Raw genomic sequence first — 21799 nt, 5'->3', positions numbered from 1 at the left:
GCGTCCCTTATGGGATTCTCACATGCGCGGAGAGGTCGGTGATGCGGTCGCCGGTGCCGGTCAGCGGGTTGTCCGGGTCCCAGCCGTAGCTCAGGGTCTCGAAGCGCATGGCACGGGCGTCGATCATCAGCAGGCGCCCCACCAGCCCCTCGCCGAAGCCCACCACGGCGCGGATCGCCTCCAGCGCGGCGAGCGATCCGGCGATCCCCGCCAGCGCTCCCAGTACGCCGGCTTCCGCGCAGGCCGGCACGGTTCCAGCCGGCGGCGGCTCGGGGAACAGGCAGCGATAGGTGGGGTTGGGAGTGCCGTCCGGCGCCGTCTCGTGGGCGCGCAGGGTGGTAACCGTGGCGTCGAAGGCGCCGAGCGCCGCCGTCACCAACGGCTTTTTCGCCAGCACGCAGGCGTCCGACACCAGATAGCGCGTGGCGAAATTGTCCGAGCCGTCCACCACCACATCGGCATCGGCGATCAGATCCAGCGCATTGCCGGCGTCCAGTCGCATCGCGTGGGTGACCAGTTCCACATGGGGGTTGAGGGCACCGATGGCATCGCCGGCGCTGTCGGTCTTGGGCCGGCCCACGTCCTGCGTGCGGTGGATCACCTGCCGCTGGAGGTTGGAGAGGGAGACCACGTCATCCTCGACAAGAATCAGCCGGCCCACGCCCGCCGCGGCGAGATAGAGCAGCACCGGCGCGCCGAGCCCGCCGGCACCGACCACCAGCACGGTCGCCGCCTTCAGCTTCTGCTGTCCGGGGCCGCCCACGTCGTGGAGCACGATGTGGCGGGCGTAGCGTTCGATCTCGTCAGGGGAAAAGGCCATGGCGGAATCCATAATCCCAGTTTCCGCCGGCGTCACCCTAGTGGCGGCCGCTCAGTTTCCCGACAGGCGGGCGATCAACGGCAGAAGCTTGGTGTTGACCGCCTCGGGCGTGAGCGGCCCCACGAACTTGTGGACGATGGTGCCGTCCTTGGCGACCACGAAGGTCTCCGGCACCCCATAGACGCCCCAGTCGATGGCTGCGCGGCCCTTGGGGTCCACGCCTACGGCCTGATAGGGCAGGCCATATTGGCCGAGGAAGCGGCGGGCATTCTCCGGTGCGTCCTTGTAATTTATGCCCACGAGGTTGAAGCGGCCGTCCTTGGCAAGCTGCATGAGCACGGGATGCTCGTCCCGGCAGGGGCCGCACCAGGAGGCCCAGACGTTCACCAGCGTCGGCTTGCCGGAAAGCGCCACCAGATCGATGCCGGGCAGGGGCGTGCCGCCCGGACCCTTCAGGCCCTCCAGCGGCGGCAGCGCAATCCGGGGCGCTGCCTTCCCTACCAAGGCGGAAGGGATGCGCGAGGGGTCGCCACCGGTTTCGAGCCGGGAAAAGAACAGGCCGGCGAGTGCCAGGAACAGCACCAGCGGCAGGGCCACCAGCCACAGCCGGCGGCGGTGCCGGGTTATGCCGGGTGTCTCGTCGGGCGTGCTCATGCTGCATCCCCCGGTCCGCGGCGGGACCTCTTGCGGAGGCCGCGGGCTTCAAGCTCCGCCAACGCCCTGCGCTGCTGGCCGTAATCGACCAGCAGCCAGGCGGCGAGCAGCCCGAGGCCGAGCGTGGCGACGCCATAAGAGGCGGCGATGAAGACGAAGTGGCTCATGTCAGATCGCTCACCCCGCCGCTCAGGCCATCGCTTCGGCAGCGGCGCGGGCTTCCAGCGCCTGTACGCGGCGGCGGAGGATTTCCGTGCGCATGCCCAGCATGTGCAGCGCCAGAAACAGCAGCGTGAAGCCGATGGCGCACACCAGCAGCGGCCACAACAGGCTCGATTCGATGGTGGAGCCGCCCATGCGGAACACCGAGGCGGGCTGGTGCAGCGTGTTCCACCAGTCCACCGAGAATTTCACGATGGGCACGTTGATGAAGCCCACCAGCGTGAGCACCGCAGCGGCACGCCCGGCGCGGTTGGGCTCGTCGATGGCGGCGCGCAGGGCCATCAGGCCGAGATAGAGCAAAAGCAGCACCAGCATGGAGGTGAGCCGGGCGTCCCACACCCAATAGGTGCCCCACATGGGCCGCCCCCACAGGGCGCCGGTGACCAGGCACAAAGCGGTGAAGGTGGCGCCCACGGGTGCGGCGGCCTTGTGGGCCACGTCCGCCAGGGGATGGCGCCATACCAGGATGCCGATGGAGGAGGCCGCCATCATGGAATAGCCGAACAGGCCGAGCCACGCGAACGGCACGTGGATGTACATGATGCGCACCGTCTCGCCCTGCTGGTAATCGGGCGGGGCGCGGAAGGCGAGGAAGAAGCCGACGGCGAGCGTCACCACCGCCGCCCCCGCGATCCATGGCAGGATGCGGGCGGACAGGCTCATGAAGCGGACCGGGTTGGCAAGGTCGAGGATCGCCATGGCGCGGTTCTAAAGCCCCCGCGCCTCGGAGGGAAGCGCTCTCGGCGTTCAGGATTTCGTGTCGCAGGGGGCCGCGGGGCTCGCCCTCAGGCTAGGCGCACCTGCCGGCGGATGAGCCACAGGGTGAAGCCCGCGCCCACCGCGCCATAGGCGAGCAGGACAGCGAGGGCCAAGGCAAGGTCGCCGATGCCTTCCCCGCGCCACAGAGCGCCCTGGAAGGCCTCGATGCCCCAGGCGGTGGGTGTCAGTACGCCCAGCTTCTGGAGCCAGTCCGGCATCAGGAAGCGAGGCACCATGCTGCCGCCAACGGCCGAGAGCAGCAGCACCGCGAAGGTGGAGAGGGTCTGCGCCTGATGGCGGGTGCGCGCCATCGCGGCAAGGGGCAGGGCAATGCCGGCCGCCGCCGCCGAGGCCGCCGCCGCCACCAGGGTGACGGTGCCCAGGTGCTGGATGACGTGGACGCCATAGACCACCTGCGCAACCGCGAACAGCACGGCGGCGAGCGCCAGCCCTTGCAGGATCAGGAAGCAGAGCTTGCCGCCCACCAGCGCCAGCACGCCGCCCCGGCTCATGACGATGCGGTCGAACACGCCCGAGCGGCGTTCATCCACCAGGCTCGCCGCGCCCTGCACCGCCGCGAACAGCAGGAACAGCATGGCGATGGCGCCGGCATAATAGCTCACCCCCGGCTCGGCCCGGCGGCTGGCGAGGGGCTGGCGCTCCATCAAATCAGCCCCGCCCTGGGCCACCAGCTCCGGCGCACGGGCCACCGAATCGTCGAGCCGCGCTTTCTGCTCGGCGGAGAACGGCCCCACCAGCACCTCGATCTGCCCCGCCACCCGCCGCATGGCAAGGCCGGGCAAATCCTCGGTGAACAGGCGCTGGATGCGGGCGGCGAGCAAGGCTGCCGCCACGTTGCGGCCGGCGTCGGTGATGATCACCAGCGGCGGCTTGTCGGTGGCGGCGGCCACATCGGCGCGCACGATGAGGCCCACGTCGGCGCTCCCGTCCGCCACGCGCTTGGCCACCTCCTCAGGCGCCACCGGCGTCAGATGGACATCCGGGGCGCGGGCGAGGGCGTCGAGCAGCATGCGGGCGGCGGGGGCGTCCGTGGCCTGAGCCGCCGCGACCTTGATGCTGGAGGCTTCCCCGCCGGTGCCGGCGAACACCGCCGCGAACAGCACGAACAGCACCGGCGGCAGCACGAAGGTCATCAGCAGCGCTCCGCGGTCGCGCATCAGGGTGAGGGCCATGGCCCGGACGATGGCGATCATCATGGGGACGGCTTCCGGGTGACGGAGGCGTAGAGCGCATCGAGCCCGGCGGCCTGGAGCGAGAGGGTGCGGGGCACCAGCCCCGCCGCCTTCAGGGCCGCGATGAGATCGCCCGCCGCCGCCGGCGTGTCCGCCACCACGCCGCTGAAGGCGGTTTCGTCCGGCCCGGCGTGCAGGCCTTGGGCGGCGAGCACCTGCCGGCCCTTGAGCGTGGGCGGGGTGGCGAATGTCGTTTCCACCCGGCGCTGGTTGGGAAAGTGAGCGGCGACCAGCGCGCCCAGTTCGCCTTCAAGGGCTACCCGCCCGTCCTTGAGAATGGCGACGCGGTCGGCCACGTCCTCGGCGAAGGCGAAATCGTGAGTGACGAGAAGGATGCCGAGCCCTTCCCCCGCAAGGCTGCGCACCAGCGCCGCCAGCTCGGCGCGGGCTGGGGCGTCCACCCCCACGGTGGGCTCGTCGAGCACCAGCAGGCGCGGATCGCCCACCAAAGCGGCGGCCACGTTGGCCCGGCGCTGCCAGCCGCCGGACAGGCGGTCGATGCGCTCGTTGCGGCGATCGGCGACGCCGGTGCGCACCATCACGTTGGCGACGCAGGCGGGCACGGCGCCCCCCGGCACGCCGGCAAGGCTGGCGAACACCTCGAGATTCTCGGAAATGGTCAGGCTACGATAGAGCGCGATATCCTGTGGCGCGAGGCCGATGCGGGTGCGGGCGGCGCCTTCCGCCGCCGGAACGCCGCACACCATGACCGCCCCAGCCCGGGGGGCGATACGGCCGCAGATGGCGCGCACGAGGGTGGTCTTGCCTGCACCGTTCGGGCCGGTCAGTGCCGTGACCGTGCTTTCGGGCACGACGAGATCGACGCCCGCCAGCACCGTACGTTCGCCATAGCCCACGTGAAGGCCCGAGATGGCCAGGGGTGGGGCCGAGGATGGCGCCGGATTCTGGTCTTCCGCGGGACGATCGTATCGGGACGCGGCGCTCACGGCGCCAGCGGCCCCATCAGTTCGCCGAAGGCAGCGGTCATGAAATCTCGCAGGGGCTCCTGGCCGTCCGTGTTGGGTCCTAGCTCTTTAGAGGCGGTAAGCGCGCCCGCCAAGTGCTCGGACAGAAGCTTGCGCGCGCGTGGCGCGCCGAGGGAGGCGATGACGGTGGCCTTGTGGGCGTCCTTGCCCACATCCTTGCCAAGGCTGGCAGAGGAACCCGAAGCATCGAGAATGTCGTCGAGGATCTGGTAGGCACGGCCCACATGGCCGGCCAGTGCCTTGAGATGGCCGAGCTGGGTCTCGTCCGCCGCCGCCACATGGCCGGCGATCTCCACCGCGGCCGAAAACAGAACGCCGGTCTTACGGCGGTTCACGTCCTCGGTGGCGGCGAGGCTGCGGCCGGGGCTCGGACGCAGGTCGTCATATTGGCCACCGCACAGGCCCAGCGAGCCCACCGCCATGGACAGGATGGCCACCGCGTCCAGGCGCGCGTGTTCGCTCACCCCCGGCGCCGCCGCGGCTACCCCGAAGGCGCGCGACAAAAGGCCGATGGAGGCAAGAACTGCCACGTCCTCGCCATACTGCACATGGGTGGTGGGCTGAGCGCGCCGCATGGCGGCGTCGTCCATGCAGGGCAGGTCGTCCACGATCAGGGAAGAGGCGTGGATCATCTCCAGCGCGCAGCCGAAATCCAGCACTGCGTGCTCGGAGGCATTGAGCTGGATCGCGGCGGCAAGGGTGAGCAGCGGGCGCAGCCGTTTGCCGGGCGACAGCAGGATGTGGCGCATGGCGGCATGCAACACGGCCGGGTGGGAGGCCGCCGGTGGCACCAGCAGCCCGAGTCGGCGATCGATCACCGCCCGCAGGAAGGAGAGGTCGCGCGAGCGCGGCGGGAAGGCTGCGGCCGGTGGCTCCTCCAGATCATGCATCCGCACGTCCGGTGCCCGGCTGGTCTCCGGCTCCGCGACGGCCAGCGCCAGGGTGGAACCACCTTGCGACGCGCCTTGGGACGAGCTTGGCCGCAGCGCGTCGTGCGAACCTTCCGAGGTCCGCCGGTCCCGTCCGCCCTTCCCCATCCACGCCCCTCATCGTCTGCTGTGCTGCCGGGGGCGCACCCCTGCTGGCAGATACGTTGCCAAAATACGTTGCCTTGAACGACTTTAGATCACCCCTTAAGGAAGGATGCCAGTGCGCGGGGCGCGCCGGGCGACAGAATCTGGCGTCATGTGGCGTCCTCGCCGCGGCTTCAGGCAAAACGCGTTCTCTTTTGCAGGCGGGCGCCGGCGAGGGTCGATGGACGAAAGCGGCGCGGGTCGGCGCAAGGAAGACCACATCGACATTGTGCTCGCGGGCGGGCGTGTCGCTTCGCATGTGGATGCGGGGTTCGATCAGGTGCGCTTCATCCATTGCGCATTACCGGAACTCGATCTCGACGCAGTCGACCTCACGACGCACTTCCTCGGGCGCGCCCTGAAGGCGCCGTTCCTGATCTCCGCCATGACCGGCGGCCCTGCGCGGGCGGAAGCCATCAATGCCCATCTCGCCGAAGCCGCGCAGGCCCTGGGCATCGCGCTCGGCGTCGGCTCCCAGCGCATCGCCATCGAGAACGGTTCGGCCAGCGGCCTCGGCGCCGACCTGCGGCGGCGGGCGCCGGATATCGCGCTCCTCGCCAATCTCGGTGCGGCTCAACTACTGGCAAAGGACGGGCAGGATGCGGCTCGCCGCGCGGTGGAGATGATCGGGGCGGATGCCCTCGTCATCCATCTCAATCCGTTGCAGGAAGCCATCCAGCAGGGCGGCGACCGGGATTGGCGCTGCGTGCTTGACCACATCGGCTCGCTCTGCGCCGGCCTGTCCGTGCCGGTGGTGGTGAAGGAGGTGGGCTTCGGCCTGTCCGGCGCCGTGGCCCGGCGGTTGGCCGACTGCGGGGTGGCGGCGCTGGACGTGGCCGGGGCAGGGGGCACCAACTGGGCGCTGGTGGAAGGAGAACGCGGCACCGGCCGCAGCCGCGCCGTGGCCGCCGCCTTCGCCGACTGGGGCATTCCCACCGCCCAGGCGGTGGTGGAGGCGCGAGCGGCCTGCCCGGACATTCCGCTCATCGCCTCCGGTGGGGTGCGACATGGCGTGGACGCGGCCAAGGCCATCCGGCTCGGTGCCGATCTCGCGGGTCAGGCGGCGGGCACACTGAAGGCCGCGGTCACCTCCACCGAGGCGGTGGTGGAGCACTTTTCGCAGATGACGGACCAGTTGCGCATCGTCTGCTTTGCCACTGGCGCGGCGGACCTTGCGGCGCTGCGCCGCGCGCCGCTCGTCACGAGCGATTGAACATCCTCAATTGGCCCAGTGATCCATCCAGATCTTCTCGCCGATGGTGCAGGAGACGCGCGGCTCGGTGGCCGCCGCGCGCTGGATCAGGCCGGGAGCCGGCGGCGGCACCATGCCCGCTACCTCCATCACCAGCTTGGTCTTGATGGCGCGGGCAAACTCTTCCATCTGCTGCACTGGAATGACGAAAGCGCCCGGGCCGCCGATGACGCAATCCTCATAATAAGCGTCCAGCTCCGGCACATCGAGGGCGGAGGAGGCAGCGCGCTTCAGCAGCAAAGGCAGGCCGTTCACGGTGATTCCCCGCTGCACCACGGCATCGCGCGCCAGGGCCACCGGCGGGCCCTGGTTGTTCACGCCGTCGCCGGAGACGTCGATGACGCGCCGCACGCCCTTGTAGCCATTGAGGTCGAACTGGTCGGCGCTGAACAGCAGGGCGCTCGATATGGAGGTGCGGTACACCCGCCGCAGCGGCGCGCCCATCACCGCGTCGGCGAAAGCCTTGGCGGTCTGCGGACTGTCGATGATGCGCCAGTCCACCACCACCTTCTGCTCGCCGTCGCCTGCCCATTCCACATACTCCACCGCGATGCGCCCCGAGGGGCCAAGGCGCAGGGCATCGAGGAATTCGCGGGAGACCACGGCCGACGCATAGCCCTCGCGCTGGAGGGCCTGCTCTTCTGTGTCCATGGAATAGGAGACGTCCACGGCGAGGACGAGTTCGAGATCCACGTCCATTCCGCTACTGCCGGCGCGGGCCGGTGCCGTGCCGGCGAGGACGAGGAAGGCGAGGCCTAGAACGAGGCGGTGTGAAACCAGGGACCGGGACCAGAAGCGGCGCGAAAACATGGTTTTCTCTCCCGATGGGAAAGCGCGGCATCACGTCACACGGATGCTGACACCTTCCATCGGGGTCGAAAAGAGTTTAGCCGCCTGTTTTTAGCTCACGATTTCCGGCGAAGCGTTGCAATCGCTGGCTTCGCCACGCGGGGCAGGTCTGTCGTCGTTCTGTCACAACGGCTTAGCCTGCCCTGCGGTGCACAAAATTCGCTCAGGGGCGAGGGGCGTCAGCCTCAGGCGTCGAGGGACTCGGTGTCCACGATCTCGATGCCGAAGCCGGCGAGGCCCACATAGGTGCGGGATTTGGAGGCCAGGAGGCGAATCGAGACGATGCCGAGGTCACGCAGGATCTGGGCGCCGAGGCCGACCTCGCGCCAGTGGCGGTCGCGCTCGATCTCGCTGGAGGACTTTTCCCCGCCATGGCCCATGGCGATGGCCGGCACGCCGGCGGTACCATCGCGCAGATAGACCAGCACGCCGCGGCCTTCCGCCTCGATGCGCTCCAGCGCGCGCTGGATGGTCTTGCCGCCCCCGAAGGCGTCGGCGATGGGATCGGCGCGGTGCAGGCGCACCAGCACCTTCTCGCCGTCGCCGATGCGGCCCTTGACCAGAGCCAGATGGTTCACGGGATCAAACGGCGTGACGTAGGAAAAGCCCTGCAACTCGCCGACGCAGGTGGGCACGGGGAATTCCGCCGCGCGCGTCACCAGCTTCTCGCGGGCCTGGCGGTAGGAGATGAGGTCCGCCACCGAGATGCGGGTGAGGCCGTGCTTCTCGGAAAAGGCGGTGACCTGCGGGCCGCGCTGCACGGTGCCGTCGTCGTTCACCAGCTCGGCGATGACGCCCACCGGCGGCACGCCGGCAAGCCGGCACAGGTCCACCGCCGCCTCGGTGTGGCCAGAGCGCATGAGCACGCCGCCTTCCTTGGCGATGAGCGGAAAGACGTGGCCGGGCCGCACGAAGTCGGCTGCGCCCATGTTGGGATTGGCCAGCGCCCGCACGGTGTTGGTGCGCTCTTCCGCCGAGATGCCGGTGGTGGTGCCGTGCTTCACGTCGATGGAGATGGTGAAGGCGGTGCCCATGGGGGCATCGTTGTTCGACACCATGGGATCGAGCCGCAGCCGCTTGGCCTCGGACGGGGGCAGGGGCGTGCAGACGATGCCGGAGGTGTTGCGGATGACGAAAGCCATCTTCTCCGGCGTGGCGAGGGAGGCGGCGAGGATAAGGTCGCCTTCGTTCTCCCGATCGTCGTCGTCCGTGACGACCACGATCTCTCCGCGCGCGAACGCTTCGATGGCGGACTGGACGCGGGCCTGGGTGTTATCGGTCACGGGTAAACCTCGGATACTGGGCGCGGGAAGCCCGAGGAAATCGTTGGGCGTGACCTCGTGTCCCGTAGCCTGCGCGATCTTCTCGGCGGTCTCACGGGATATCCAGGCGCGGTCATCGTTGCACAGAGCCGTGACGCTGGCGGGCGACATGCCCACCTGCTTCGCAAAGGCGCTACGCTTCGTTCCGGTCGCTGAAAGCCATTCCGCGAGCTTCATGCCGACAGCATAGCGCGGGAAAATTCAGTGACAATGAAAATTTTGAATCGTTCACGGGCGCTGAATGTTGTCGAAGTCCAGGCACCATGCCGTTGGGCATCCACTGGGAGCCGCATGAACGGTAGAAAGGCTGCCGGGCAGGCAGCCTTTCCGTTGCGCGGGTTGGATCCAGATCACATGAACCCAGATCACATGAACCCAGATCACATGGCGGTCGCGCCGAACGGCGGCACGCCATAATAGTCCGACACCCGTTTCCCGTTGTCCGAACTCCAGTCGTATTCGTCGGACGGATTGTATTTGGGCGCGTTCTCGATCTGGTCGCGGGAGATGTTGACGCGGAAGCCGCCGACGGCTTCGTCATAGGTCAGCATCTGCCACGGCACGGGATAGTAATCTTCGCCAATGCCGAGGAAGCCGCCGAAGCTCAGCACGGCGTAGGACACCCGTCCGCTGGTCTTCTCCAGGATCAGGCGCTCGACCGAACCAATTTTCTCGTCCTGCGGATCGTAGACAGCGGTGCCGACCACCATGTCGCTGGCGACGAGGCTGGGGGTTTCCTTGATGTTGGGGTTCTGCACGCCGGTATGCATAGGTGTGACCTCCGAAAAGAAGACGTATGCTTACCTAACGCAGGTGCGCCCACCCCGTTCCAGCGACCTGAAAATACTGTTCTCCAGCCAAGCTATACAGTCGAGCTTCAGCGCAAACGCAGTTTCATCCCTTGAGCGGCCAGGCGACGTTTTCGCCCACCTGCCCACGATGGCGCAGGAAATGATCGGCCAGCACGCACCACATCATGGCTTCGCCCACCGGCACCGCGCGGATGCCGACGCAGGGGTCGTGCCGGCCCTTGGTGAAGATCTCCGTCTCCTGGCCGGCGCGGTCCACGGTCTGCCGGGGCGTGAGGATGGAGGAGGTGGGCTTCAGCGCGAACCGGGCCACGATGGGCGCCCCGGTGGCGATGCCGCCCAAGATGCCGCCCGCATGGTTGGAGAGGAACTGCGGCCGGCCCTCGTTGCCGAGGCGCATCTCGTCGGCATTCTCCTCGCCGGTGAGGCGGGCGGCGTTGAAGCCCTCGCCGATCTCCACCCCCTTGGCCGCGTTGATGCCCAAAAGGGCGCTGGCCAAGTCCGCGTCGAGCTTGCCGTAGAGCGGGGCGCCGAGGCCCGCCGGAACGCCTTCCGCCACCAGCTCCACCACCGCGCCGATGGAGGAGCCGGCCTTGCGCACTGCATCCAGATACTCTTCCCAGAGCGGAACCGTCTTCGGGTCAGGGCAGAAGAAGGGGTTGTTGGGGACCTCGTTCCAATCCCAGCGGCTGCGGTCGACCTCGATCTCGCCGATGCGCACCACGGCCCCGCGCACGGTGACGCCGGGCAGCACCTTGGCGGCGATGGCGCCGGCGGCGACCCGCGTCGCGGTCTCCCGCGCCGAGGACCGCCCGCCGCCGCGATGGTCGCGGATGCCGTACTTGATGTCGTAGGTGAAATCCGCATGCCCCGGCCGGTAGGCGCCGGCGATGTCGGCATAATCCTTGGACCGTTGGTCCACGTTCTCGATGAGCAGCGCGATGGGCGTGCCGGTGGTGACGAGGCCGCCTTCGGGATGCTCCAGCGTGCCGGACAGCACCTTCACCTGGTCCGGCTCGCGGCGCTGCGTGGTGAATCGCGACTGGCCGGGCCGCCGTCGATCGAGCGCGGCCTGCACGTCTTCAAGGGTGAATCTCAGGTTCGGCGGGCAGCCATCCACCACGCAGCCAATGGCGGCCCCGTGGCTCTCGCCGAAGGTGGTGACCCGAAACAGATGCCCGAACGTGTTGAACGACATGACGCGACAAAACCCCTCACTCGTCCCGGCTCAATAAACGAGGATCACGCGAGAGGAAACTCAAGTCTCGAATCAAGGCGTCCAACGTCCGGCCCAAGGTCAGCGCGGAACCTGCCTTGCGGCGCCGGGACAATCGGTTTTGCGAAATCGTGGCGTCAAATGTGGCCCGCCTGTCACACAGGCATGCGCAGATGTGCTATGAGGAGCGCCGACGGAGAATTTTCTACCCCGCCATGCCTTTGCTCGAAATCCTGATCGTCCTTTTCCTGGTGTTGCTCAATGCCGTTCTCGCCGCAGCGGAATTGTCCATCGTCTCGTCGCGCCCGGCGCGGCTGAAGACCATGGCCGATCGGGGCCGTCGCGGGGCGACTGCCGCGCTGAGGCTGGGCGAAGATCCCGGTCGTTTTCTCTCCACGGTCCAGATCGGCATCACCCTCATCGGCATTCTCGCCGGCGCCTTTTCCGGCGCCAGCCTGGGTGAAACCTTCAGCAGCTTCCTGCGCGACTCCGGCATGCCGGACAGCTTTGCCCAGCCCATCGGCTATACAGTGGTGGTGGCGGCCATCACCTATGTGTCGCTGGTGATCGGCGAACTCATCCCCAAGCGGCTGGCCCTGCAGAATCCCGAGCCACTGGCCTGCATCCTCGCGCCGCTGATGATCACCCTCTCCAAGGTGTCGCTGCCGGCGGTGTGGCTGCTCGACAAGTCGACGCGGCTGGCGCTGCGGCTGCTGGGTGAACGGGGCGCCAGCTCCAGCGCGGTCACCGACGAGGAAATCCGCGCCATCATCACCGAGGCCGAGACCGCCGGTGTCATCGATCCCGCCGAGCGGCGCATGATCGCCGGCGTGATGCGCCTTGCCGACCGGCCGGTGACCGCCATCATGACGCCGCGTCCCGACGTGGAATGGGTGGACATCTCCAAGGATGCGGAAGAGGTGCGCCAGGTGCTCCTCCACACCCCCCATTCGCGCCTGCCCGCGTGCGAAGGCTCGCCGGAGGAGACCATTGGCGTCATCCAGGCCAAGCGGGTGCTCGACGCCTACCTGAAGGGTGAGCGGCCGGATCCGCGCCAGTTCGTGCAGCAGGTGCCGTTTATCGTGGAGAACGTGGGGGCGCTGGAAGCCATGCGCATCCTGCGCGGGGCCGAGGTGCCCATGGGCATCGTGGTGGACGAGTATGGCGACATGGCCGGCGTCGTCACCGGCTACGACCTGCTCCTCGCCATCACCGGTTCGGTGGACGCGCCCGAATATAACGAGGCCCGCAACGTGGTGGAGCGGCAGGACGGCAGCTATCTGGTGGCTGGCGAAACGCCCATCGACGAACTCAGGGACCTGCTCGACGTGGGCTTCCCGGTGGATGAGGGCTACCACACGGTGGCGGGCTTCGCTCTGTCGCACATCAAGGAGCTGCCGCAGGAAGGCGCGGTCTTCACCGCGCTGGGGTGGCGTTTCGAGATCGTGGACATGGACGGCCGTCGCATCGACAAGCTGATCGTGTCCCGTCCCCACATCCTCCACCGGCAGAAGGTCGCCGGGGAGGCCTGACGATCTTCTCCCAGACCACCCCCGCCCGCTTGGGGCGAGGGCAGGGCAAGGCGGCCTCAGTCGCGTCGGGCGAGGGAGCGCAGGAAACCCTCGTATTCCTCGGTCAGCTCCATATCCACGCCGAAGGCATTCTTCAGCAGGATGTTGGCGATGAAGGGCTGGTCGTTGCGCTTCTCCTCAAGGGTTTCGCGCAGCACCGGCACCGTGTCCTCGATGTGCTTGAGGAAGGCGATGCCCTTCTCCAGCGTCTCGTTCCACTTGGCGCGATGCCAGAGCGCCAGCGGATACATGATCTCGTGCACGAAGTTGGACTTGCGCGCCTTCTCGAAAAACCGCAAGCCAGCGCTCCAGTTCTCCTTGGCACGCAGCGGCGGCGGCGGGATGTCGCCAAGCAGCATCTTCTTGCCGGCCTGACCGACGAAGTCCTCCAGCGTGATCGGCGTGTCGATCTGGGTGCGGAAGTGCCAGAGCGCGAAATTGCCGGGATATTCCTTGCCCATCATGTCGATGAGGGCGGCTTCCACCTTGTCCACCGCGGCTTTGTCGCCTTTCAGCGCTGCGGTCATGCAGAAGGCGAAGACCGCGTCATTGGCCACATTGTGCACGCCGCCATTGGCGAGCTGGGCGGGGGTCAACGCTGGCGTTTTGCCGTCGGCCGGAACAGTGGTCTCGCCCGCGCGCAGGTCGGTGATGAACTTGGTGATTTCGAGCCAGCCCATGTAGTTGGCGATGAAGGCGTCGGGGTCCACGTGCACGATGGCGAGGTTGAGCGGCATCTTCCGCTTTTGCAGTTCGGCCATGTCGGTCATGAAAGGGTCCCCCGGGGGCTCGGGTCAAAAGGCATCAAGGAAAGGCGGTAGCGTCGCGTTCACGACAACGCCGCCGGGCGTACCGGTTTGACACAGCAAGAAAAATGCCAACGGAGCCGGTGCCGCCGGACGTGTGCGGGGACCCTTAGTCCGCCACCTTGAAGCCGCCGGGGGTCACTACATAGACCGCGCCCTGGCGCACGGGCAGGACGGCAGCCTCGCTCGCCGGCATACCGGCCTTCACGTGCAGGAGCGCCCGGATGACGCCGCCATGGGTGACGATGACCGCATCGTCCTCAAGCTCGGCACAGGCCGCGCTCACCCGGTCGCACAGGTCGCCGTAGTTTTCGCCGCCGGGTGGGGTGAAGTTCCACGGGTCGAGGTCGCGCTTGCGCACGTTGAGCTGGTCGCGACGGCGCAGTTCGGGCCAGGTCTGGCCTTCCCACTGGCCGAAGGAGATTTCGGCGAGGCGTGGGTCGGTGGGGAACTCGCTGGCCGGCAGGTCCAGGCTGGTGCGCAGGATGCGCATGGTTTCCACCGCCCGCGACAGGGGGCTCGACAGGTAGGCCAACGCCTTGGGGTCGCCTGCGAGCTGGGGGAGAACCCGGCCGACCCGCCCGGCCTGGATGCGGCCCAGTGCGTTCAGCGGCACGTCGCGCCGACCTTGTAGCCGCCCGACGACGTTCCAGTCGGTCTCGCCGTGGCGCACCAGGAAAAGCCGTCGTGAGGTGGGGGTGGAAGTCGTCATGGCAGTCGCACCGGCGCGCGGCCAGACCCGAGGGGCCGAAGCGCCGTCCTGGAGGTGATCACCGCGCTGGAACCGGAATGACGTGGTCATACCAGACACCGCGCGGCGGATAGGTCACCCTGAGGGTGATCTGCGATCCTGGTGCCGCCTTGCCCTTGAAACTGACCACCAGCCCCTTGGCCTGCCGGCCGAGGCAGAGCGTGGTGGCGCCGCCGTCGATGGCTCGCGCGGTGAAGCTGCCGTAGCGGATGAACACCTGCCCGCCCGGCGGGGCCGACAGCACCCGGATGGTGGGCACCTGGGTCTGCTGGCAGTTGAAATCTGCCGTGCCGGCCGCGAACAGGGCGCTGCGCGTGCCCGACCCACCGATGAGGTAGGCGGTGCCATATTCGTTGGGCGTCACATAATCGGGGAACACCGCGCCGCCGGGGCCGAAGATGCGGTCCCGCAGCGGATACTCCTGAAGGGTCGGCGGACTCTGCGCAAAACCCTCGCCGGAGAAGGCCACAAGACCAGCCGAAACCGCCAGGGCGGACAGGGCGGCGCGAAGGACGATCGCCGGCATGGGGGTCTCCTGATGGCGCGCGCGAGCGCGGCGGGTTTACGGACTCAGTCGCGGACGAGGGCAAGGTCGGGGGCGTCAGGGTGCTTCATGCCGACGATATGATATCCGGCGTCCACATGGTGCACTTCGCCGGTCACACCCCGCGACAAATCGGACACGAGATAGACGCCGGTGTCGCCCACCTCGTCGGTGGTGACGGTGCGGCGCAGCGGGGAGTTCAACTCGTTCCACTTGAGGATGTAGCGGAAATCACCGATTCCCGAGGCGGCCAGCGTCTTGATAGGGCCGGCGGAGATGGCGTTGACGCGAATGGCCTTGGGGCCGAGGTCGGCGGCGAGGTACCGCACGCTCGCCTCCAGCGCCGCCTTGGCCACGCCCATGACGTTGTAGTGCGGCATCCACTTTTCCGCACCGTAATAGGTGAGGGTGAGCAGGGAGCCGCCATTGGTCATCAGCTTCTCCGCCCGCTGCGCCACGGCGGTGAAGGAGTAGCAGGAGATGAACATGGTCTTGGTGAAATTGTCGGCCGAGGTGTCCACATAGCGGCCGTCCAGCTCGTCCTTGTTGGAGAAGGCGATGCAGTGGACCACGAAATCCAGCGTGCCGAACAGCCGCTCGGTCTCGGCGAAGACGGCGTCCAGGGTTTCCGGCTCGGTCACGTCGCAATGGCCGACCAGATGGCCGCCCAGCTCGGCCGCCAGCGGCTCCACCCGCTTCTTCAGCGCCTCGCCCTGATAGGTGAGGGCCAGCTCGGCGCCGTGGGCGCGGGCGGACTTGGCGATGCCGTAGGCGATGGATCGATTATTGGCGACACCGAGAATCAGCCCGCGCTTGCCCTTCAGAAGACCGCTCGCGAAACCGTCCGTCGCCATTGACCCAACTCCACATGCTTTCAAGCCATTGATGCCCTACGGCGCGGCCAAAGGCACGCTCCATGGGGCGCGCTTCCTATGGCATGGGGCCATCCACCGTTCAAGCGAGGTGGGTGCACTGTGCCTCTTGCATCGCGCAATAGGGGGCGCTATACGCAGCGCCTCTGGATCGGAGTGTAGCGCAGTCTGGTAGCGCACCACGTTCGGGACGTGGGGGTCGCAGGTTCAAATCCTGCCACTCCGACCAGCTGATCGATTGGCTTGGAACTCAGGTTCCACCATCCTTCAACCCACGTCATCTTCTTGCTGCCCTGAAACGCTGGAAAGCGCGCAGACATTGCGCCTCAGCGTCGAGGCTTGCCCATTGTGCGGGTGCGTCGTGGTTCGGGCTTCCGGCGAACGGGCGCGAATCCACGCGCGCGAATCGAACTTGCGGGATCTGGATCGGTGCCGCTCGAAGCGACGCCCCTTTGGTCCGTGACGAAACGAATCGCGCCTGGCGCGCGGCGCCATCCCCGGTTTTCGATGGGCAGGGGAATCCTCTTGCCCCGCTTTGCCGGACGCGCCGCAATATATCTCAGGTTGGGATTGCTCTCAGGTCGTCCCCTTCAGCCGCCAGGCGGCAAGGGCGAAGCCGGCGCAGGCCAGCGTTGCGAAGATGGCGAGGCCGTGGGGGTGGACTTGCATGGCAAAGCCGGCACCCAGCGGCCCCACCAGCGCGCCCAGCCCCCAGAACAGGCCCGACACCGCATAGATGCCCACCAGATCGCCGCCCTTGAAGCGGCTTCCCACCAGCGTGATCATGATGGTGTAGATGCCCACGAAGGCGCCGCCCCACGCGAACAGCAGGGCATAGGTGGCCACCGTGCTGCCAAGGGCGAGCGGCCACACTGCCGCCCCTGCGGCCGAAAGCGCCGCCAGCGCAATCACGAGGTGGCGCCGGTCCATCTTGTCGCCCAGCCAGCCGATGGGCAGCTGGAGCACGATGGCACCGATCATCATCACCGACATGAGGCGGGTGGCGTGTTCCTCGCCCCAGCCCAGGCTCACGGCATAGAGCGCAAGGAAGGAGAGCCCCGCCGTTTCGATGGCGGCGTTCAGCAGCGTCGCGCTCAAGGCCAGCGGCGCGAGGCGCACGAAGCGCACGGGATTGCCCACCGTCGGCTCGTCGAAATGGGGCGCGACGACGCGCGGCGAGGCGACGAACAGTGCGGCAAGGAGCGCGATTCCTGCCCCCACCACGTAAGGCAGCGCCCCGGCCGTGCCCACCAGCGAGAGGATGATGGGCCCCAGGGCCAGCCCCACCGAGAGCGCCGCTGTATAGGCCGCCATGGAGCGGGCGCGCGTGCCCTCGGTGGAGAGGGCATTGATCCAGGTCTCTGAGGTCACGAACAGGGCTTCCGCCGCCATGCCGAGGAACAGGCGCAGCACGAACCACGCCGCCAGCATGGGCAGTAGCGGGAAGGCGACAAGCGCCGCCGCCGAAATGGCGATGGAGAGGAAGATGAGCTTGCGCGGCCCCAGCGTTGCCACCAGTCGGGGCAGCGCCACGGCAGTGATCAGCACGCCCACCGCGTGCATGGCCGCGTTGGCGCCGATGATACCCTCGCTGAGCCCGCGGGCCGCGAGGTCGAAGGCGATCAGTGGCGCCGTGAGCGAATAGGTGAGGCCGAACACCATAGCGGTGGCGATGACCGCGCCACGGGCGAGCACGCTGGCCGAGCCTTCGGCTGGGGGGGCTTCCACAGGAGTGGTTTGGGCGGCCTGCTCGCTCATGGTTCGCTCGTGCTTGGCCGCGTGGAGGCGGTGGCGCCCGGGGCGGGATGATGGTGGCCCACGCGCTTAACGAAATCCCTCAGCCGCGCGGCGAATGGCGGTGGGGCGGGCTCGATGATGCGCTTCAAGGTGTTGGCGTAGTCGAGTACCAGACCTGGGGTCCAGCTCATGGCCTCGGCGCGGGAGCGGATATAGGCGCCCGCCCACACGTCCGGATTGGCCAGCAGCGTGGCGACCCTGAGCCAGGGCATACGCGAGGCGAGCACGCCTTCGAGCGCGGAATCGAGGGCCGCCGCCACCACCACGGAGCAGTTGCGGTTGGTGAGGTTATAGGTGTCGTCCTGCCGGTATCCGGCCCAGAACGCACGCAGGCGCCGGGCATTGAAGTGGGTGAATTCCACTCGCGCGTCCGCCTCGCACCAGCTCGCCGATTCGTAGGCGTAGGAGGGCTGGAAGCGGCCCTTCACATCGTTCTCTGCTGTGGCGCGCAGGATGCGGGCGAACTCCTCCGGCGGGTGCTCGATCTCGTCGGCCGGATAGTGGCTGATATAGAGATCCGGCTTCAGTTCCAGCGCCGCATGGCCGGTGGAGATGGCGCCGGCGCGGTCCACGGCGGCGATGTAGCGGTCGATGAGGGGCCGGTGCGCGGACACGTCCGCCGAGCCGACCGGCGTCCAGACATGCACGGTCATTGGACCTTCGGAAGGCGGCAGCGGGCCGCTCTCGTCCACGATCACCGGGGCGTTGTCGTACCAGTTGCGCCCGCCGAACAGTGGCAGGGCGAGGATCGCCACCTCGGCGGGATGGGCGCGGAGCATCAGGCTGGCGCGCATCAGGATCCAGCCGGACATGAGCAGCAGCAGGGCGATGCACAACGGCACTTTGATCTCGTGGGAAAACGGCCAGTGGCTGGCGATGATCGCCGCCAGAATGATCTCAACGACGCCCACCGCCACTGTCGCCCGCCACAGGCGGAAGCGCACCACCAGGGCGGTGGCGATGCGCGCCACGCCGTCGATGAGGAAGGCGGCGCCGAACAGCAGCGACAGCGCCATGCCGTTGCGCGCTGGATAATCCAGGATGAAGACGCCCACGAAGACGAGGGCGAAGGCGCGCACGAGCGCCAGCGTCCAGCTTTGGACGCCATGCAGGGCGAAGACGGCGAGCAGGCTGAGCAGCCCCTCCAGTACGAAAACACCGCCGAAGACCTGGGTCGCCACGGACATTGTGCCGTCCATGGCGTCCAAGAGAATCAGGCCGGCGACGCCGATGAAGGCGAGGGCGAGCACCAGAAGCACCCACCAGCGGTCGCGCAGGGCACGGGCCCCCACCAGGATGAACGCAAGCTGGACCATGAAGGAATGGGCTTCACTCTGGAGAGGACTTATCCCAAGGCGACTTCAGCCTAGGCGGTCACTCCTCTCGTCTGGAGATAAAAGGCGCTTCCTGGTCGGGACGAAAGCGGGCCAGCTCCCCTCCAGACCGATCGCACCTAACGTCAAGTCGCCAGCATGGGACCGTCGGCCCTGCCGATGCAAGAGGTCCCGGGGCTCAGTGCCGGACGTCCTGGCGGCACAAGGGACCAGTCGAGCGGCGGCGGCAAGGGGCTGTCTTCAGGGACGGGCGAGCCATCGCCTTTTGGAACATTGGCGGTCTCTTTGCGGTTGGCCTTCGAGATTCCACCGACACGGAGGTTCGAGATGACCAATCCCCACATGGAACGCTTGAAGGCGGATGCGTCGGGCAACACGGCACTGAGCGCGGTTCTGGCCGACGCGGTCGGCGGCTTTTCCAGTCCGGCGGATGCGGTGGGTTTCCTCGCCTCGCGCGGGTTCGAGGTGACCGCTGCGGACCTGGCCGATGCGGCGGCGGACGCGGATGAGGCGCCCGCCCCGCAGCCAGAGGAACAGGCTCAGGACCAGGCCGAGGCAGACGGCTACGGCGCGCTCATGCGGTTCCTGCGCCGCAACTGATCGGGTTCGTCACAGAATGGTGCCGTGCAGGAACAGCCACGCGACGGAGAAGTAGATGACGATGCCGGTCACATCCACCAGGGTGGCGATGAACGGCGCGGAGGCCGAGGCCGGATCGAAGCCCAGTCGCTTCAGCGCGAACGGCAGCAGAGAGCCGGCCATGGAGCCGAACGTGACGATGCCCACGAGCGCGGCGCCGATGGTGATGGCCAGCAGCGACCAGTGCTCGCCATAGTCGAAAATGCCGACCTTCTGCCAAAGGACGATGCGCACGATGCCGATGACGCCGAGGATGGCGCCGAGCGTGACGCCGGTGGGGAATTCACGCAGCGCGACGCGCCACCAGTCTCTCAGCCGCACCTCGTGCAGGGCCAGCGCGCGGATGATGAGGGAGGTGGCCTGGGAACCGGAATTGCCGCCCGAGCTCATGACCAACGGAATGAACAGGGCCAGCACGATGGCCTTTTCCAGTTCGTCCGCATAGACCTGCATGGCGCTGGTGGTGAGCATCTCCGACAGGAACAGCACGCACAGCCAGCCGCCGCGCTTCTTGATCATCTCGAAGAAGGAGATGTCGAGATAGGGCTTGTCGATGGCCTCCATGCCGCCCATGCGCTGCACGTCCTCGGTCTGCTCCTCGATCATGGCGTCAATCACGTCGTCCACCGTGACGATGCCGAGCACATGACCGGTGGAATCCACTACCGGCACGGCGAGGAAGTCATATTTGGAGATGATCCGCGCCACCTCTTCCTGCGACATGGTGGGAGGCACGGTGATGGGCGCGTAGGGATTTGCCACCGATCCGATGGGGGCGTCCGGCTCGCCGAAGATCAGGCGGCGCAGGGAGACGGTGTTGACGAGGCGCCTGGTGTCCGGGGTCAGGACATAGATGGCGTAGACGGTCTCACGGCTGTGCTCCACCTCGCGGATGTGGGCGAGGGTCTGCCCCACGGTCCAGTTCGAGGGCACGCTGACCACCTCGGTGGTCATGAGCGCGCCGGCGGAGCCGTCGGGGTAGGTGAGCAGGTGGTCGATGCCGTTGCGGGTTTCCGGCGTCAGGGCTTCCCGAAGGCGGCTCTTGGCCGGCTCCTCGATCCAGCGCAGCACGTCGGAGGCGCGGTCGGCCGACATGCCTTCGAGCAGAGCGAGCGCCTTGTCCTGGGGAAGGGCCTCGATGACCTCGCAGGCGTCCTGGAACTGGGGCTGGTCGAGCACCTCCACCGCCCATTGCAGGGGCATGTGGGCCACCAGCTCGGTGGCTTCCTCGGCGGTCTTGCCGTTCAGGAACTCGACGATGTCCGCTACGTGTTCGTGGCCGAGGCGGGCGGCAATGGTCGCCCTGTCCAGATCTTGCGTCGCGACGATGTTCATACGTGCCTCTCCGCCCCAGCTGCGGTTCCGGTGGCGTTCGCCTTGACCGGGTCCGTAACCCACGTAGCGAACCTGTTCTTCAGCGAAATGACACACAGGTGTTGCACGAATGCCCGCTGGTGGCGGGTCAGACGGCCTTGAACGTGCCGTCGTCGTCGAGCATTTCCAGCCGGCCCGTCGCGACGCCGAAATAGGCACCGTGCAACTTCAGGTCCCCGGCGCTGATTCGCTCCGCGACCCACGGAAAGCCGGCAAGGTTCGCCAAGGAGAGCTTGACACAGCATTGCTCGCAGAAGCGCTGCCGCTGGTCGCGGGGAATGCCGGAATCCTCGGCCATGAGGCGGGCGGGCTCGGCGATCTTCATCCAGCCGGCCACGAAGTCCTCGGCGCCGGGCGGTGCGCCCTCCAGTAGGGCGTGGACGCCGCCGCACTGGGCGTGGCCCATTACGATCACGTCCTGCACCTTGAGCACGCGCACGGCGAACTCGATGGCCGCTGACGTGCCGTGATAATTGGCGTCGGGCAGATAGGGCGGCACCAGATTGGCCACGTTGCGGACCACGAACATCTGGCCGGGCCCGGCATCGAAGATCATCTGGGGGTCAACGCGACTGTCCGAGCAGGCAATCACCAGGGTCTCCGGCTTCTGGCCCCGCGCCGCGAGCCGCTCGAAGAGCTGCTTGCGCTCCGGCCATGCGACCTCACGGAATCTCCTGTAGCCCGAGATCAGATCATCCACGCGCCGCTCTCCCGTTCCATCCAACAGGGCACGGAAGTCCGAGCGCGACGGCCGAGTCAAGCCCGCCAAATTGCCTGCCCTCAGGCCGGAGGTGTGGTCGAAGCGGCAAGAGCCCCGTACCCGGGCGCATGATCGTTCCACCCAACCCCATTTCGTCCGGCACAGGTTATCCGTGGAACCCGATGTGCCGAACGCA

22 protein-coding genes and 1 tRNA gene are annotated in these 21799 nt (G+C 67.6%); 4 read left to right on the top strand and 19 right to left on the bottom strand.

Translation table 11 applies throughout. From position 1 onward, the window contains the following. Positions 1 to 7 precede the first annotated feature (7 nt). From FBQ73_RS07690 to FBQ73_RS07660, 7 genes are all read right to left on the bottom strand, one after another. Complete coding sequence (locus tag FBQ73_RS07690; RefSeq protein WP_138398873.1) at positions 8 to 820, bottom strand: HesA/MoeB/ThiF family protein; 813 nt, start codon at positions 818 to 820, stop codon at positions 8 to 10. Positions 821 to 871: 51 nt separating this feature from the next. Further along, the gene (locus tag FBQ73_RS07685) at positions 872 to 1474 is read right to left on the bottom strand and encodes a DsbE family thiol:disulfide interchange protein (protein ID WP_138398872.1); all 603 of its coding nucleotides are present in this window, start codon (positions 1472 to 1474) and stop codon (positions 872 to 874) included. Next, the gene (ccmD, locus tag FBQ73_RS07680; RefSeq protein ID WP_138398871.1) at positions 1471 to 1641 is read right to left on the bottom strand and encodes a heme exporter protein CcmD; all 171 of its coding nucleotides are present in this window, start codon (positions 1639 to 1641) and stop codon (positions 1471 to 1473) included. The genes FBQ73_RS07685 and ccmD overlap by 4 nt, the downstream gene beginning before the upstream one ends. 22 nt (positions 1642 to 1663) lie before the next feature. Next, positions 1664 to 2395, bottom strand: coding sequence for a heme ABC transporter permease (locus FBQ73_RS07675; protein WP_138398870.1), 732 nt, complete (start codon positions 2393 to 2395; stop codon positions 1664 to 1666). Between the two features lie 86 nt (positions 2396 to 2481). After that, complete coding sequence (locus tag FBQ73_RS07670) at positions 2482 to 3672, bottom strand: ABC transporter permease (protein ID WP_138398869.1); 1191 nt, start codon at positions 3670 to 3672, stop codon at positions 2482 to 2484. Beyond that, positions 3669 to 4655, bottom strand: coding sequence for an ABC transporter ATP-binding protein (locus tag FBQ73_RS07665; protein ID WP_138398868.1), 987 nt, complete (start codon positions 4653 to 4655; stop codon positions 3669 to 3671). Before FBQ73_RS07665 ends, FBQ73_RS07670 begins: the two co-directional genes overlap by 4 nt. Further along, the gene (locus FBQ73_RS07660; RefSeq protein ID WP_170218780.1) at positions 4652 to 5584 is read right to left on the bottom strand and encodes a polyprenyl synthetase family protein; all 933 of its coding nucleotides are present in this window, start codon (positions 5582 to 5584) and stop codon (positions 4652 to 4654) included. Before FBQ73_RS07660 ends, FBQ73_RS07665 begins: the two co-directional genes overlap by 4 nt. Positions 5585 to 5948: 364 nt before the next feature. Between FBQ73_RS07660 and fni the strand changes: the two genes are divergently transcribed. Continuing rightward, entirely contained in the window at positions 5949 to 6980 is a 1032-nt protein-coding gene (gene fni / locus FBQ73_RS07655; RefSeq protein ID WP_138398866.1) for a type 2 isopentenyl-diphosphate Delta-isomerase, read from the top strand. A gap of 6 nt (positions 6981 to 6986) precedes the next feature. Here the strand turns inward: fni and FBQ73_RS07650 are convergent, their stop codons facing one another. The 4 genes from FBQ73_RS07650 to aroC form a co-directional block, all read right to left on the bottom strand. Then, on the bottom strand, positions 6987 to 7829 hold the full coding sequence (locus tag FBQ73_RS07650; RefSeq protein ID WP_138398865.1) for a DUF1194 domain-containing protein: 843 nt from the start codon (positions 7827 to 7829) through the stop codon (positions 6987 to 6989). Between the two features lie 224 nt (positions 7830 to 8053). Beyond that, entirely contained in the window at positions 8054 to 9367 is a 1314-nt protein-coding gene (gene ribB, locus FBQ73_RS07645; protein ID WP_138398864.1) for a 3,4-dihydroxy-2-butanone-4-phosphate synthase, read from the bottom strand. Positions 9368 to 9570: 203 nt separating this feature from the next. Beyond that, positions 9571 to 9960 carry a PRC-barrel domain-containing protein gene (locus tag FBQ73_RS07640; protein WP_138398863.1) on the bottom strand — a complete coding sequence of 130 codons (390 nt, stop codon included), beginning with the start codon at positions 9958 to 9960 and terminating at the stop codon, positions 9571 to 9573. Between the two features lie 124 nt (positions 9961 to 10084). Further along, the gene (aroC, locus tag FBQ73_RS07635; protein ID WP_138398862.1) at positions 10085 to 11197 is read right to left on the bottom strand and encodes a chorismate synthase; all 1113 of its coding nucleotides are present in this window, start codon (positions 11195 to 11197) and stop codon (positions 10085 to 10087) included. 233 nt (positions 11198 to 11430) lie between these two features. On the opposite strand from aroC, the gene FBQ73_RS07630 reads away from it, so the two are divergent. Continuing rightward, the gene (locus FBQ73_RS07630; RefSeq protein ID WP_138398861.1) at positions 11431 to 12747 is read left to right on the top strand and encodes a hemolysin family protein; all 1317 of its coding nucleotides are present in this window, start codon (positions 11431 to 11433) and stop codon (positions 12745 to 12747) included. A 56-nt stretch (positions 12748 to 12803) separates the two neighbouring features. Here the strand turns inward: FBQ73_RS07630 and FBQ73_RS07625 are convergent, their stop codons facing one another. The 4 genes from FBQ73_RS07625 to fabI all read right to left on the bottom strand — a co-directional run bounded on the left by FBQ73_RS07625 (position 12804) and on the right by fabI (position 15741). Next, positions 12804 to 13556 (bottom strand): hypothetical protein, encoded by a 753-nt coding sequence (locus tag FBQ73_RS07625; RefSeq protein ID WP_138398860.1) that lies wholly within the window; start codon positions 13554 to 13556, stop codon positions 12804 to 12806. A gap of 145 nt (positions 13557 to 13701) precedes the next feature. Next, positions 13702 to 14304, bottom strand: a complete 603-nt coding sequence (locus FBQ73_RS07620; RefSeq protein WP_138398859.1) for a histidine phosphatase family protein — start codon at positions 14302 to 14304, stop codon at positions 13702 to 13704. A gap of 58 nt (positions 14305 to 14362) precedes the next feature. Further along, positions 14363 to 14869 (bottom strand): hypothetical protein, encoded by a 507-nt coding sequence (locus FBQ73_RS07615; RefSeq protein WP_138398858.1) that lies wholly within the window; start codon positions 14867 to 14869, stop codon positions 14363 to 14365. Positions 14870 to 14913: 44 nt separating this feature from the next. After that, entirely contained in the window at positions 14914 to 15741 is an 828-nt protein-coding gene (gene fabI / locus FBQ73_RS07610) for an enoyl-ACP reductase FabI (protein ID WP_138398857.1), read from the bottom strand. A gap of 170 nt (positions 15742 to 15911) precedes the next feature. Here fabI and FBQ73_RS07605 point away from each other — a divergent pair. Beyond that, positions 15912 to 15988, top strand: a tRNA-Pro gene (locus FBQ73_RS07605). A 347-nt stretch (positions 15989 to 16335) separates the two neighbouring features. Here the strand turns inward: FBQ73_RS07605 and FBQ73_RS07600 are convergent. After that, complete coding sequence (locus FBQ73_RS07600; RefSeq protein WP_210236692.1) at positions 16336 to 17517, bottom strand: MFS transporter; 1182 nt, start codon at positions 17515 to 17517, stop codon at positions 16336 to 16338. After that, the gene (locus FBQ73_RS07595; RefSeq protein ID WP_138398856.1) at positions 17514 to 18872 is read right to left on the bottom strand and encodes an HdeD family acid-resistance protein; all 1359 of its coding nucleotides are present in this window, start codon (positions 18870 to 18872) and stop codon (positions 17514 to 17516) included. The genes FBQ73_RS07600 and FBQ73_RS07595 overlap by 4 nt, the downstream gene beginning before the upstream one ends. A 345-nt stretch (positions 18873 to 19217) precedes the next feature. Here FBQ73_RS07595 and FBQ73_RS07590 point away from each other — a divergent pair, with 345 nt between their 5' ends. Further along, positions 19218 to 19490: a hypothetical protein gene (locus FBQ73_RS07590; protein ID WP_138398855.1), complete on the top strand. Its 273-nt coding sequence runs from the start codon at positions 19218 to 19220 to the stop codon at positions 19488 to 19490. A 9-nt stretch (positions 19491 to 19499) separates the two neighbouring features. On the opposite strand, the gene mgtE is transcribed toward FBQ73_RS07590, so the two are convergent. Further along, positions 19500 to 20864 carry a magnesium transporter gene (mgtE, locus tag FBQ73_RS07585; RefSeq protein WP_138398854.1) on the bottom strand — a complete coding sequence of 455 codons (1365 nt, stop codon included), beginning with the start codon at positions 20862 to 20864 and terminating at the stop codon, positions 19500 to 19502. A 127-nt stretch (positions 20865 to 20991) separates the two neighbouring features. After that, positions 20992 to 21603 carry a carbonic anhydrase gene (locus tag FBQ73_RS07580; protein WP_138398853.1) on the bottom strand — a complete coding sequence of 204 codons (612 nt, stop codon included), beginning with the start codon at positions 21601 to 21603 and terminating at the stop codon, positions 20992 to 20994. Positions 21604 to 21799: the final 196 nt, after the last annotated feature.

The sequence above is a fragment of the Xanthobacter autotrophicus genome (assembly GCF_005871085.1).
GTDB lineage: Bacteria > Pseudomonadota > Alphaproteobacteria > Rhizobiales > Xanthobacteraceae > Xanthobacter > Xanthobacter autotrophicus.
The sequence above is the reverse complement of the archived record's forward strand: the minus strand, read 5'-3'. Positions and strand labels throughout refer to the sequence as shown.